At 62.7% G+C, this 13,438-nt stretch carries 12 protein-coding genes; 8 read left to right on the plus strand and 4 right to left on the minus strand.

Annotated elements, in window-relative coordinates:
• Window positions 1-16: 16 nt before the first annotated feature.
• The 5 genes from K3146_RS12020 (at window position 17) to K3146_RS12040 (ending at window position 6,180) form a co-directional block, all read left to right on the plus strand.
• A complete protein-coding gene (locus K3146_RS12020) occupies window positions 17-715 on the plus strand; it encodes an endonuclease/exonuclease/phosphatase family protein (protein ID WP_221546558.1) in 699 nt (232 codons plus the stop codon).
• A 147-nt stretch (window positions 716-862) separates the two neighbouring features.
• A complete protein-coding gene (locus tag K3146_RS12025; protein WP_040964334.1) occupies window positions 863-1,201 on the plus strand; it encodes a P-II family nitrogen regulator in 339 nt (112 codons plus the stop codon).
• 20 nt (window positions 1,202-1,221) lie between these two features.
• Complete coding sequence (locus K3146_RS12030; RefSeq protein ID WP_221546559.1) at window positions 1,222-2,562, plus strand: ammonium transporter; 1,341 nt, start codon at window positions 1,222-1,224, stop codon at window positions 2,560-2,562.
• Window positions 2,563-2,866: 304 nt separating this feature from the next.
• Window positions 2,867-5,587, plus strand: a complete 2,721-nt coding sequence (locus tag K3146_RS12035; protein WP_221546560.1) for a TonB-dependent receptor plug domain-containing protein — start codon at window positions 2,867-2,869, stop codon at window positions 5,585-5,587.
• Between the two features lie 122 nt (window positions 5,588-5,709).
• Window positions 5,710-6,180: a GNAT family N-acetyltransferase gene (locus tag K3146_RS12040; RefSeq protein WP_221546814.1), complete on the plus strand. Its 471-nt coding sequence runs from the start codon at window positions 5,710-5,712 to the stop codon at window positions 6,178-6,180.
• Here the strand turns inward: K3146_RS12040 and K3146_RS12045 are convergent.
• Genes K3146_RS12045 through K3146_RS12055 form a run of 3 tightly spaced genes read right to left on the minus strand, consistent with a single transcriptional unit; the run spans window position 6,177 to window position 9,128 of the window.
• Window positions 6,177-7,763, minus strand: a complete 1,587-nt coding sequence (locus K3146_RS12045) for a GMC family oxidoreductase (protein WP_221546561.1) — start codon at window positions 7,761-7,763, stop codon at window positions 6,177-6,179. The genes K3146_RS12040 and K3146_RS12045 overlap by 4 nt on opposite strands.
• A 24-nt stretch (window positions 7,764-7,787) precedes the next feature.
• Entirely contained in the window at window positions 7,788-8,717 is a 930-nt protein-coding gene (locus tag K3146_RS12050; protein ID WP_221546562.1) for a sterol desaturase family protein, read from the minus strand.
• Window positions 8,718-8,726: 9 nt separating this feature from the next.
• Window positions 8,727-9,128: a hypothetical protein gene (locus K3146_RS12055; RefSeq protein ID WP_221546563.1), complete on the minus strand. Its 402-nt coding sequence runs from the start codon at window positions 9,126-9,128 to the stop codon at window positions 8,727-8,729.
• 65 nt (window positions 9,129-9,193) lie between these two features.
• On the opposite strand from K3146_RS12055, the gene K3146_RS12060 reads away from it, so the two are divergent.
• Window positions 9,194-10,612, plus strand: a complete 1,419-nt coding sequence (locus tag K3146_RS12060) for an amidohydrolase (protein ID WP_221546564.1) — start codon at window positions 9,194-9,196, stop codon at window positions 10,610-10,612.
• Here K3146_RS12060 and K3146_RS12065 read toward each other — a convergent pair whose 3' ends face one another.
• Window positions 10,613-11,053, minus strand: a complete 441-nt coding sequence (locus K3146_RS12065) for a protein tyrosine phosphatase family protein (RefSeq protein ID WP_345724348.1) — start codon at window positions 11,051-11,053, stop codon at window positions 10,613-10,615.
• 301 nt (window positions 11,054-11,354) lie between these two features.
• Between K3146_RS12065 and K3146_RS13580 the strand changes: the two genes are divergently transcribed.
• Both K3146_RS13580 and K3146_RS12075 read left to right on the plus strand, forming a co-directional pair.
• A complete protein-coding gene (locus tag K3146_RS13580) occupies window positions 11,355-12,107 on the plus strand; it encodes a cold-shock protein (protein ID WP_221546566.1) in 753 nt (250 codons plus the stop codon).
• A 134-nt stretch (window positions 12,108-12,241) separates the two neighbouring features.
• Window positions 12,242-13,429, plus strand: a complete 1,188-nt coding sequence (locus K3146_RS12075) for an aspartate aminotransferase family protein (protein ID WP_221546567.1) — start codon at window positions 12,242-12,244, stop codon at window positions 13,427-13,429.
• The last annotated feature ends 9 nt before the right edge of the window (window positions 13,430-13,438 follow it).

The following is a 13,438-nucleotide window of genomic DNA, read 5'->3' on the forward strand; positions in this document are numbered from 1 at the left end:
AGCTCGTTGAGCGAACGTGCAGCTCACTTTTGCCAGCTACAACATCCACAAGGCTGTCGGGCTCGACCGCAAGCGCGACCACGACCGCATCCTTACCGTGCTGCATGAGATCGATGCGGATGTCATAGCCCTGCAGGAAGCGGATCGCCGGATCGGTGTACGCGAAACCTGCATCCCACGCGCGGAGATCGACGACACCCACTGGCGCTTGGTGGAGGTGGCGCGGCGCCCGCGCAGCATTGGCTGGCACGGAAATGCCCTGCTCGTAAGGCGCGGTTTCGAAGTTCACGAGGGCGAGGCTCTCGACCTGCCGACGCTGGAGCCGCGCGGTGCTGCATGCGGCGAGATTTCAGTCGAGGGGCAGCGTATCCGTATCATCGGGACGCATCTCGACCTGTCGGGGCTGAGGCGCCGTGACCAGATCCGCTCGCTAGTCGACTTCGTGGAAGATTGCTCTCGCAACCTGCCCACCGTCATCATGGGCGATTTCAACCAGTGGGGCCGCGCAACCGGGGCTATGCGCGAGTTTTCCGACCGCTGGACAGTGGTGACGCCCGGCAAGAGCTATCCCTCGCGCCAGCCGGTCGCCACCCTCGATCGGATCGTCGCGAGCAGACACTGGAGCTGCGTCGAGGCCGAAGTTCACCACACGGGGCTTTCGGCAGTAGCATCCGATCACTTGCCGGTAGTAGCGAAGCTCGCGCTGCACAAATAGTGGGCATATGCCCAATCTGTAAGCAATCGTGAGCGCGAGCATTATCGAGAATCCCTGAATCTCCGGCGTTCCCCCGTTTGGCACGCCCCTTGCTGCATGTGCGAAGGCCGGTGCTTGGACCGGTTTGTCAAACGAAGGGGTGAAAGCGTGAAATTCATCATCGCCGTCATCAAGCCATTCAAGCTCGACGAGGTCCGCGAAGCCCTCGGCGGTATCGGAGTGGCCGGGATGACCGTTACCGAAGTCAAGGGCTTCGGCCGCCAGAAGGGCCAGACCGAGATTTATCGCGGGGCCGAGTATTCGACCAACATGCTGCCGAAGGTGAAGCTGGAGATCGCGGTCGGCGACGATCTCGCCCCTCAAGTGGTCGAGACGATCCAGCAAACTGCGAGCACCGAAGCGATCGGCGACGGCAAGATCTTCGTATTCGACCTCGCCAGCGCCACCCGCATCCGCACCGGCGAAACCGGCGATACCGCGCTGTGACGCGGCAAGGAGTGACACAGATGACCATGCGTAACCTCATGCGCGTCGCCGCCACCGGTGCCGCTGCATTCTTCACCGCTACCGGCGCGCTTGCGCAGGAAGCTGCGGAAGCGGCCGCGGCCCTTCCCAACCCCGGCAACAACGCCTGGATGATGACCGCGACGATCCTCGTCCTGCTCATGATCATCCCGGGCCTGACGCTGTTCTATGGCGGCCTGACCCGTTCGAAGAACATGCTCTCCACCATGACCCAGATCGGCGCGACAGCAGCGCTGGCCATGATCATCTGGGTGATGTGGGGCTACAGTCTCGCATTCGGCGACACGACTTATGACGGCCTGCTGGGCAAGTTCATCAGTGGTGGCAGCTACTTTCTCTCCGGCACCGATGCGAGCAGCACGGCGGCGACCTTCACCGATGAAGTCATCAGCAAGTATGTTTTCATCAGCTTCCAGATGACATTCGCCGCGATCACCGCCGCACTCATCCTGGGTGCGACGGCAGAGCGGATGAAGTTCAGCGCGGTCATGGCCTTCGTGCCGATCTGGCTGACCATCGTCTATTTTCCGATCGCACACATGGTCTGGGCCGGCGGCGGCCTTCTGTTCGAAGACGGCGCGCTCGACTTTGCCGGCGGCACCGTTGTGCACATCAACGCCGGTGTCTCGGGCCTGGTCCTTGCATATCTCCTCGGCAAGCGTCGTGGCTGGCCGCAGGAACCGATGATGCCGCACTCGATGACGCTAACGATGGTCGGCACGGGCCTGCTGTGGGTTGGCTGGTTCGGCTTCAACGCCGGTTCGGCTCTCGAAGCCGACGGTTCGGCTGGTCTTGCCATGATCAACACCTTCGTTGCCACTGCAGCCGGTGCGTTGACCTGGATGGTCATCGAGAAGCTTGCAGGTCACAAGGGTTCGGCGCTTGGCTTCTGTTCGGGCGTCATCGCCGGCCTCGTCGCTGTCACCCCGGCGGCTGGCAACTCGGGGCCGTTCGGCGCGATCCTGCTCGGCATCCTCTCGGCGGCCGTCTGCTACTTCTTCGTCGCCAAGGTGAAGGCCAAGTTCGGCTATGACGACAGCCTCGATGCTTTCGGCATTCACGGCATCGGCGGCATCGTCGGCGCAATCGGGACGGCCGTTGTCTACCAGCCGTGGATCGGCGGCCCGGGCGACGGTTCGACCGCGTTAGGCACCCAGCTCGGCATCCAGGTCTTCAGCGTCGTCGTGACGATCCTGTGGGCGGCCATCGGTACGCTGGTTGCAGGCTATCTCGTCAAACTGACCATCGGTCTGCGCGTCAGCGAAGAAGCCGAAGTCGACGGGCTCGACATCTCCGAACACGGGGAGCGCGCCTACAACTAGACATCAAGCTCGGCGGGGCCGCCCTCTCTCCTCTCTCTCCTCGGGCGGCCCCGCCCACCCATGTTCCTCCTGCGAACATAGCCTCATGATGGGCCGGGACTCGGAAGAGTTCCGGCCCCTTTTTCGATGAGGTGAGCCATAAACGAGTCACAATTCGCGCACCGACATTGCAAATATTACATTTCGGTAATATCGAATCCTATCGCGCGCGCCCAAGATCGCGCGACACAGGGAGGACATCATGAGAAATTGGAAGCCAGCGAAAGCGCTTGTTCGGGCTAGTTATTTGTCGGGCGCCGCCGCAGTGGCAATCGCCGCGCCCGTTCACGCCCAGGACCAGGAAACGCGGATCGAGACCGATGCCGAGGCCGTGGCCGAGGCTGATGCGCCCTCCGATACGATCATCGTTACCGGTACTCGCCAGACTGACCGCTCAGCCGCGGATACCGTCGCACCGGTCGACGTCGTTTCCACGGCCGAACTGAACAACACGGCAGATAATGATATCGGCAACGTGCTGCGCGTGTCGGTTCCGTCGTTCAACGTCAGCACCCAGCCGATTTCCGATGCGGCAACCCTCGTTCGCCCGGTCAACTTGCGCGGCCTTTCGCCGGACAACACGCTTGTCCTGGTAAACGGCAAGCGTATGCACCGCGCCGCTGTCATCGCCTTCCTGGGCGGCGGCATCAACGATGGCTCGCAGGGTCCCGATATTTCGGTCATCCCTTCGATCGCGATCAAGCAGCTCGAAGTGCTCCGCGACGGTGCATCGTCGCAATATGGTTCGGACGCCATTGCCGGCGTGCTCAACTTCATCCTCAAGGATGCGCCCGATGGCGGAACGGTTTCCGCGCAATGGGGTGAAACCTACGAGGGCGACGGCGATCAATACTCGATTGCCGGCAACATCGGCATCCCGCTGGGCAATGCCGGCTTCGTCAATTTGTCGGCCGAATATGGCGAGACCGATGCAACCTCACGCTCGGTCCAGCGTGACGATGCCGCTGCACTGATCGCCGCGGGCAATACCGCCGTTGCCGACCCGGCCCAGATCTGGGGCCAGCCCAATGTGAATGACGACATCAAGTTCTTCGCCAACATGGGTGTCGACTTCACGGATGCGATCGAATGGTACGCTTTCGGCAACTATGCAGAACGCAATGTCGATGGCGGGTTCTTCTTCCGTAATCCGACCAACCGCGGCGGCGTCTATGCCGGTCCCTTCGTAGACCCGGCAACCGGCCAGCCGCTCGATGAGGACATGGGCGGCGTGCCCTCGGTCCTCGTCGGCGACCTTTCGCTCGGCGATACGGGCGATTGCCCGGCGGGTATCCCGCTCACCGCAGGCGGCGGGCTGATCCCCGATCCGACAATCCTCGCCCAGGTGGCGGGCGATTCGAACTGCTTCAGCTTCGTGGAGCTGTTCCCGGGCGGCTTCACCCCGCGCTTTGGCGGCGATGTCGAAGACTATTCGATCGCAACGGGTATTCGCGGCCAGTTGTTCGGCGGACTCGATTTCGACCTCAGCTATCGCCATGGCCGGAACAAGACCTCGTTCACGATCCGCAACACGGTCAACGCATCGCTCGGCCCCAATACGCCGACCCAATTCAGCCCAGGCGGCTATGCGCAAACCGAGAACGTCGTGAACTTCGACGTCGGCTATGAGCTGCCTATCGGCGGCGGCAGCGTCTATGTTGCGGCGGGTGCCGAATACCGTGATGAGGAGTTCACGATCACGGCCGGAGATCCCGCCTCGTTCGAGCTCGGGCCGCTTGCCCAGCCGAGCGTTGCCTATCCCACCGGCCAAGGCTTCTCGACCAGCTCGAATGGCTTCCCGGGCTTTGCCACCAATTCGGCAGGATCGAGCAAGGAAGACAACAAGGCGGTCTACCTCGATATCGAGGCTGACCTGATCGATGCGCTGACCCTGCAGGGCGCGGTTCGTTACGAAGACACCAAGAGCTTCGGCGATGTCGTCACCTGGAAACTCGGCGGCCTCTATAAGCTGTCGGATGCATGGCGCCTGCGCGGCACCTATTCGACCGGCTTCCGTGTCCCGACCGCAGGTCAGGCAAACGTGATCAACGTCACCACGCAGTTCTCCAACGGCGAACTGCAGGACGAAGGCACCTTCCCGCTCAACAGTGCGGCCGGTGTGATCGCGGCGGACTATGTCGAGAACAGCCTCGGCCTCGACCGACCGCAGCTCGGCCCCGAGGAATCGGACAGCTTCACGCTCGGTGTTGCTGGCGATTTCGGAGATGTCACCGTCACGCTCGATTACTTCAACATCAAGTTGAACGATCGTATCTCGCGCTCGTCGGCCATCAATTTCCCGGCAGCGCTGTGTTACCTCGCCAGTGTCGATGGTGTAGCCACTTCCTGTCCGGTGGACTTCAACGCGGATGATGCGGTTCTGCCTTCACCGGCAGAGCTGCTCACCCAGCTGGATGCAGCGGGATCGCTCGATCGCGGTGAATTCACCGGTTTCGAAGATCTCACGGCATTCAGCTATTTCAACAATGACTTCGATACCCGTACGCAGGGTCTCGACTTCGTTGTGAACGCGCGGATCTATCCGATCGAAGGCGGCAACACGCGCGCGACCCTGGCGATCAACTACACCGATACCGAAGTGACCGATGTGGGCGCGACGATCTCGGCAGTGCGCCAGCGCCAGCTGGAGGAAGGGCTGCCCAAATGGAAGGGCTTCTTCAACCTGACGCACGAACAGGACCGCTTCCGCGGCATGTTCCGCGCCAACTACTTCGGTAGCTACTACGAGGCGCACCTCGAGGATGAGACCCTCCCGATCGATGCGGGTGCGGAGCTGACCTTCGATGTCGAACTCGGCTACGAAGTAATCGACGGTCTCGAGATTGCGGTCGGCGCGCAGAACGTGTTCGACAACTATCCCGAGGAGAACCCCTATTCGGGTATCGTCGGCGCTCAGTATGGCGAACGTTCACCCTTCGGTTTCAACGGCGGCAGCTACTACCTGCGTGCCCGCTTCCAGTGGTAAGCTGGCGAAACCTTGGGTAAGTGAAAGGGGCGGCCTGCGGGTCGCCCCTTTTGCTTCGGGAGGCCGAGTTGCTGTCGATACGCTTGGCGAGGAAAGAGGACGAGGCGGCGATCTCCGAATTGATGGCGCTGGCCATCGAACGGCTGCAGCGCGGCTATCTCACTTCGGAACAGATCGAGGCTTCCAAGGCAGGGATGGGGCTCGATGCACTTCTGATCGAGGACGGCACCTATTTCTGCGTCGAGGATGGCGGGGAATTGGCCGGATGCGGCGGCTGGTCGCGGCGCGCAACGCTTTATGGCGGCAATCACTCGGCGGGCCGTGATCCACGATTGCTCGATCCGGCGACCGAGAGGGCCCGCATCCGCGCGATGTACACGCACCCGGATCACGTCCGCAAAGGCGTGGGTCGCCTGATCCTCGACAGCGCCGAAGATGCCGCGCGCCAAGAGGGCTTTCGCGAGCTGGAAATGGCCGCCACCATGGCGGGCAAGGCATTCTACGAGCGGTGCGGCTACGCGGTCGAAAGCGAGTGGGAAGACACGAACGGCGCCGTCCCCGTGCCGCTCGCGACCATGACGAAGACGCTCTAGCCCGCGAGCGCGGCCTTCACGAAATCGGCGCAGCGTTCCCCAATCATGATGCTCGGCGCATTGGTATTGCCCGACACGAGCCGCGGCATGATGCTGGCGTCCGCAATCCAGAGCCCTTCGATCCCGCGCGCCTTGAGTGTCGGATCGACCACGTCGCTCTCGTCCGGCCCCATGCGGCACGTGCCGACCGGATGGTAGACGGTGTCCGCGCGGTTGCGGATCAGTTCGTCGAGCTGGTCGTCGTCCTCGATGTCGATCGGGTAACGGTCCTTCGGCTCATAGGCCTGCAGGGCAGGCGAGGCGGCGATACGGTGCGAGAGGCGCACGCCTTCGCGCAGCGTCGCGAGATCGCGTTCATCAGCGAGGAAGTTCGGATCGATCACCGGCGCATCGCCAGCATTCTTGCTGCCGAGCCGGACGGTCCCGCGGCTTTCCGGCCGGAGCACGCAGGCATGCAGCGAGAATCCGTGGCCCTTCACCTTGGTGCGGCCATGGTCCTCGAGCATGGCGGGCACGAAATGCCATTGCACGTCGGGCGCGGGAGCATCGGGCATGACGGTCCAGAAACCGCCTGCCTCGGCATAGGGCGAGGTCCACGGCCCGGTCCGGTGACGGCGGTGTTCGACGAGCCCCTTGGCCATGCGGATCGTGCCCTTGATACTGTCGCCGAGCAGATCCTTGTTCGGGCTCTCCCAGCTCGACACATAGTCGAGATGGTCCTGAAGGTCGGATCCGACTGCTTCCTTGTCGAGCACCACGTCGATGCCGTGCTCGCTGAGATGTCCGCCCGGACCGATGCCGGAGAGCATGAGGATCTGCGGCGAGTTGAACGCACCTGCACTCAGCACCACGCCCCCACGGGCCTTCACCGTGCGCGATCGCTTGCCGACAGTGTAGGTCACGCCGGTGACACGGCCATCCTCGATCTCGAGCTTCTGCACCGTAACCCCGATCCGGACATCGAGGTTCTTCGAACTGCGGAGCGGTTCGACGTAGGCTCGCGCGGCCGACCATCGCTCACCATTCTTCTGGGTCACCTGGTAAAGGCCGAAACCTTCCTGCTTCTCACCGTTGAAATCGGTATTGCGCGGAAGCTGCAACTGGCTGGCCGCCTCGACGAAGGCGAGGCTGCCCGGATTGGCGAACTTCTGATCGGAGACGAACAGCGGCCCATCCTGCCCGTGATAGGCATTCTCCCCGCGCTCATTGCTTTCGGCCCGTTTGAAATAGGGAAGGACATCGTCATAGGCCCAGCCAGTACAGCCGAGCGCAGCCCAATTGTCATAGTCCCAGCGGTGCCCACGGATATAGACCATGGCGTTGATTGCCGAAGAACCGCCGAGGCCTTTGCCCCGCGGCTGGTAGCCGATGCGCCCGTTGAGGCCCTCTTGCGGCACGGTCTCGAAGCGGTAGTTGATCTTGTCGGTGCTGAAAGCGAGCATCCCCGGGATGGTCACACGGAAGCCGTCGTTCCGTCCGCCTGCCTCGAGCAGGCACACGCTCTTGCCCGCCTCGGCCAGCCGACCGGCAACCGCACTGCCGCCACTGCCGCCGCCGACAACTACTACATCGAATTCGTCCATGGGTTCTCCTCTCGATTCGAGAGGTTAGGCAGCCTCGGCCTCGCCCGCAATCGGGTTTTCCGATGAAACCTGTTTTCCTTCCCGCGCGAGCCACGCCTCGCGGATCTGGTCGCTGGTCTGGCGGCTGCCGTCATGCGTCCAGCCGGGTTCACGCAAGAGGTAGGATAGCTTGTGCTTCCACGGCGCGCGCCACATGTCCTGCGCGATGCCGATCCATTCGTGGAACACCGCCCAGAGCAGGTTGAAGCTCCCGAGTTGCTTTACAATGCCGTAGCGGATTTTCTCGTCCCTGGTTTCCGGCTCAAAAGTGCCGAACATCTTGTCCCAGACGATGAAAACCCCGGCATAGTTGCGGTCGAGATAGCGCGGGTTCGTGGCGTGATGGACGCGGTGGTGGCTCGGCGTGTTCATCACGGCCTCGAACCATCGCGGCATCTTGTCGATCGCCTCGGTATGGATCCAGAACTGGTAGATCAGGTTGAAGCCGCCGCAAATCGCGATCATCACCGGGTGAAAGCCAAGGAGCACCAGAGGGAGCGCAAAGGCAAAGCCAAGCGTGAGGTAACCGGTCCATGTCTGGCGGAGGGCGGTGGACAGGTTGTAGTGCTGGCTGGAATGGTGGTTCACATGACTCGCCCAGAACCAGCGCACCCGGTGGCCGAAGCGGTGGACCCAGTAATATTTGAGATCGTCCAGCACGAAACAAAGCGCCCAGGCCCACCAGGCCCAGCCGATTTCGAACAGCCGGTACTCCCACAGGAACAGGTAAAGCGCGAAGAACAGTCCGCCGAACAAGAGGCCCGACACCGTACTGCCTAGCCCGAAGGCGAGGCTGGTGAGCGTGTCCTTCGGCTCATAGGCGCTCGGGTTGCGACGCCAGGCCCAGATCATCTCAATCAGGACGAGCGCGACGAAACCCGGGACGGCATACTCTGTGGGTGAGAAATCGGGCATGGCTAGGTCCTATCCTATAGCCTCGATCCGCTGAACCCAAGCTTGCGGGTCGGGGATGCGCAAGCTTGCGGAGCCGTAACGCCGTTCTGCCGTGTCGACCACGATGGCACCGTCCACAATCCTTGCCTTGGCTTCGGGCGACAGGATTCGTCCAGCAAAGTGGGTCCCGTGGGGCCGCAAGAGAAGCACCCTGTTCGCAGCATCACAAAGGAGCGCTCCCCGACCATCTCCATCGAGCGCGATCGCCGAAGCGACAAAGCCATCGACCGCCTCCTGTGCAGCTTCGCGCGCTTGCTGCTCGCTCGACAGGCTGGGAGTTGGGCCCAGCTTCAAGCCACGTGCCAGTGCCGCCAGCAGCAGAATGGCGACCAGCGAACCTAGGAACTGGAGAAGTTCGGGAGAGACTTGCATGACAATTCCCGATTGGCACGACCCGCGCTTTGCGGCAAGCAAGGGGCAGTCCGGGGAGAGAATACGTGAAGCCAACCATCCTGCTCGCCAGCGCCGCCGCGCTCATCTGTGCGCCTGTCTCTGCCCAGAGTGCCGATCCATTGGAAGAGGTTGCCGCCCAGGAAGAGCGAACCGGGCGCGTTGCGCAGCAATTGTGGGACTGGGCCGAACTCGGCTACCTCGAAACCCGATCGAGCGCCCTGCTGCAGGAAGAGCTGGAGGGTGAGGGTTTCACGATCGAGGCAGGCATCGCCGATATCCCGACCGCTTTCATGGCCGAGTGGGGCGAAGGCGGTCCGATCATCGCGATTCTTGCAGAGTATGACGCGCTGCCTGGCATCAGCCAGACCTCTGCGCCGGTGCGGGAACATTCGGAAGTTGGCGCCGGGCATGCTTGCGGGCACAACCTCTTCGGGGCCGGGTCGCTGACAGCGGCGATTGCGGTCAAGCGCTGGCTTGAAAAGACCGGCACACCCGGGCGCATCCGCCTCTATGGCACGCCGGCCGAGGAAGGCGGCTCAGGGAAGGTCTACATGACCCGCGCCGGGCTCTTCGACGAGGTCGATATCGCCATCCACTGGCATGCGGATGATGAGAACAGTGCGGCGGCCCGGACCAGCCTCGCCAACCGATCGGCCAAGTTCCGTTTTCGCGGCGTGTCAGCACATGCCGCCGGAGCTCCCGATCGCGGGCGCAGCGCGCTCGACGGGGTCGAGGCGATGAACATGATGGTCAACATGATGCGCGAACACACGACCATGGACACGCGCATCCACTACGTCATCACCGAGGGTGGCGCGGCGCCGAATGTGATCCCCGATTTTGCCGAAGTCTTCTATTACGTGCGGCATTCGGATGCCGACGAAGTGCGCGCCCTGTGGACCCGGCTGGAGGCGACCGCGAAGGGGGCAGCCATGGGGACCGGCACCGAGGTCGATTGGGAGATCATCCACGGCAACAACCCGCTTCTCGTCAACGAAACCCTGGCGCGGGTGATGGACCGGAAGCTGCGCAGCCTTGGCGGGATCAGCTACACCGACGAGGAACGCGCATGGGCCGAACGGATTTCGGAGAGCTTTGGAGAGAACGCCGTCCCGCTTTCCGGAGCAGGTGAAGTCCAGCCCTATGAGAAATCACTCGGCTATGGCTCGACCGACGTCGGCGATGTGTCCTGGGCCACGCCGACAGTTGGCGTGCGAACCGCGACCTGGGTGCCCGGAACCAGCGCGCATAGCTGGCAGGCCGTTGCGGCCAGCGGTCATTCGATCGGGCACAAGGGTGCTCAGCATGCAGCCAAGGCGATGACGCTCGTGGCCGTGGAGCTGTTCACCAATCCCGGCCTTCGCGAAGCGGCGAGGGCGGAATTCGATGCTGCCCGTGGCGACGACTATGAATACGTCTCGCTGCTGGGCGATCGCGATCCGCCGCTCGACTATCGCAAGTAATCAGCCGCGCGATTGGGCGGCAAGTGCTTCCAACGTCGGCATGATAGGGCTGATGTCGTAGCCAGCGCCGAGAGCGCAGGCGGCGATATCCCGCGGATCCTTGCCCGCACTTGCGCTGGCCAGTGACCACAGGAATGTCGAGCGCGTACCCGAGCGGCAATAGGCCAGCACCTTGCCTTTCGCCTGCTCCAGCGCTTCGGCCATGGCCGCTACCTGCGGCTGGCTGAAGCCGGCCGAGGTCACGGGGATCGCGACGTAATCCATCCCTGCAGCGCGCGCCGCGGCCTCGATCTCCGCCCCCTGCGGCTGAGCGGAGTCCTCGCCGTCGGGACGATTGTTGATGATGAGCGTGACGCCCTCCGCCCGCGCAGCTTCGATATCGTCAGCCGTCAGCTGAGGACTGGCGAGCATGTCGTCGGACAGTTTGCGAAAGTCGCTCACGAAATTTCTCCTTTGGCTGCCACAGCAAAGTGCCGGGCTGTTGTTCGCCACGCGTTGCCCAAGCGCATAGCGCCTTGCAAGCGAAACCCCGTCTCCAGCCATGCGAAAATGTCACATTTGTGCGCGAGAAGAATAGCCAAGGTTAAATCATTCGCATGATGCGATCTTTCGCGCTATGCACCCGAGTGATGCGGGAGGTTTTCATTCGGAAATCGTATTGGCCCGCTCGCGCCGGCACGCCTTGCGGCCCTCGTGTCGGCATCATGACTACTGGGCCGGACGACAAGGTATTTTACGACTTATGGGTTACGACAAAGGGCGGCGCCGCGGACGGGACAAGCGGGATAATATCGGCGAAGATTTCGATCCTTTCGGTGGATCCCCGGGTGGTTTCGATCAGGGCGGTGGCTTTGGTGGCGGAGATCGCGGCGGATTCGGCGGTGGCGACCGTGGCGGCTTTGGCGGCGGTGGCAACCGCGGCGGCGGCTTCGGTGGCGGCGGGAATCGCGGTGGCGGTTTCGGCGGTGGACCGCGCGGTGGCGGCGGCGGCGGTGGCAACCGCATGCCCGCACAGGTCGTCGGTACCGGCAAGGGTACGGTGAAGTTCTTCAATTCGCAGAAGGGCTTCGGCTTCATCCAGCAGGAAACCGGTGGCGAAGACATTTTCGTCCACATCAGCGCGGTTGAGCGCGCCGGTCTCGAAGGTCTTGCCGAGGGGCAGGAACTCGAATTCAACCTCGTCGATCGTGGCGGCAAGGTATCCGCCCAGGATCTGCAGATCGTCGGCGATGTGATCGAAGTCGAAGCGAAGAGCGCGGCTCCGCGCCGCGAACTCACTGGCGAGAAGGCGACCGGAACGGTCAAGTTCTTCAATTCGATGAAGGGCTTCGGGTTCCTGACGCGCGACGACGGCCAGCCGGATGCATTCGTGCACATCAGTGCGGTCGAACGTTCGGGCCTGTCGCAGATCAACGAAGGCGAACGTTACGAGTTCGACCTCGAGGTTGACCGACGCGGCAAGTATTCCGCGGTCAACCTGGTGCCCGCCGAATAAGGCACCGACCCCATCCACGCTTCCGGTTTGACGCCGGGGGCGGGAAGGAATAGATCGCTGGCAAACACGCAGATGGCGGCTCCCGTTCCGGGGCCGCCATTTGTCTTTCGAATCCCCGAGGAGAGAGTTCCAAGATGTCGATCAGCCCGCTGATGCCCGTATACCCCCGCTGCGGCGTGCGCCCCGTGAAGGGCGAACATTGCCACCTGATCGACGAGGACGGCACACGCTATCTCGACTTCGCCAGCGGCATTGCGGTGAACCTGCTGGGGCATAGCCACAAGGGCCTGATCGGTGCGATCCAGAAGCAGGCCGAAACGCTGATGCATGTCTCCAATCTCTACGGCAGCCCGCAGGGAGAGGAACTGGCGCAGCGCCTCGTCGACAAGACCTTTGCCGATACCGTGTTCTTCACCAATTCGGGAGCCGAGGCGGTCGAATGCGCGATCAAGACCGCACGCGCCTATCACCAGCACGAGGACGGCGATTCGAACCGGACCGAGCTGATCACTTTCACCAACGCCTTCCACGGCCGGACGATGGCGACGATCAGCGCCTCGAATCAGGAGAAGATGCACAAGGGTTTCTACCCGATGCTCGCCGGGTTCCAGTATGCGGAGTTCGACAATCTCGACAGCGCCAAGGCGCTGCTCAGCGACAAGACCGCCGGCTTCCTCGTCGAGCCGATCCAGGGTGAAGGCGGCATCCGTCCGGCCTCGGACGCGTTCATCCAGGGCCTCAAGGCGCTTTGCGAAGAACACGACCTCATGCTGGTGTTCGATGAAGTCCAGTGCGGCGTCGCGCGTACCGGCAAACTCTACGCCTACGAGCACTATGGTGTGGAGCCGGATATCATGGCCAGCGCCAAAGGCCTTGGTGGCGGCTTCCCGGTCGGTGCCTGCCTGGCTACAGAGAAGGCCGCGCGCGGCATGGGTTTCGGTACGCATGGATCGACCTATGGCGGCAACCCGCTGGCCATGGCCGCTGGCGTTGCGGTGATGGACGCCGTTGCGAACGACGAATTCCTTGCCGAAGTTACCGAGAAGGGCGAGCGCCTGCGCAGTCGCCTCGAACAGTTCATCGGCAACTATCCCGACCTGTTCGATTTCGTCCGCGGAAAAGGTCTGATGCTAGGCCTGCGTATGAAGGTCGAAAGCCGACCCTTCTTCGTTCACCTGCGTGACAACCACCAGTTGCTGACTGTGGCAGCGGGCGACCAGACACTGCGTGTCCTCCCTCCGCTTGTGGCGGACGATGCGGAGTTCGACGAATTCATGGAGAAGCTTTCCGCCGGCGCGGCAAGCTTCGATCCCGGCGCCTGAGGAGTAGGG

It is taken from the genome of Qipengyuania vesicularis (genome assembly GCF_019711415.1).
In the GTDB taxonomy this organism is placed as follows: Bacteria; Pseudomonadota; Alphaproteobacteria; order Sphingomonadales; family Sphingomonadaceae; genus Qipengyuania; species Qipengyuania vesicularis.

Coding starts and splice junctions, on each gene's coding strand:
- K3146_RS12075 (WP_221546567.1), top strand. CDS start 12,242: ATGTCGATCAGCCCGCTGATGCCCGTATACCCCCGCTGCGGCGTGCGC.
- K3146_RS12045 (WP_221546561.1), bottom strand. CDS start 7,763: ATGGACGAATTCGATGTAGTAGTTGTCGGCGGCGGCAGTGGCGGCAGT.
- K3146_RS13580 (WP_221546566.1), top strand. CDS start 11,355: ATGGGTTACGACAAAGGGCGGCGCCGCGGACGGGACAAGCGGGATAAT.
- K3146_RS12050 (WP_221546562.1), bottom strand. CDS start 8,717: ATGCCCGATTTCTCACCCACAGAGTATGCCGTCCCGGGTTTCGTCGCG.
- K3146_RS12055 (WP_221546563.1), bottom strand. CDS start 9,128: ATGCAAGTCTCTCCCGAACTTCTCCAGTTCCTAGGTTCGCTGGTCGCC.
- K3146_RS12040 (WP_221546814.1), top strand. CDS start 5,710: ATGGCGCTGGCCATCGAACGGCTGCAGCGCGGCTATCTCACTTCGGAA.
- K3146_RS12030 (WP_221546559.1), top strand. CDS start 1,222: ATGACCATGCGTAACCTCATGCGCGTCGCCGCCACCGGTGCCGCTGCA.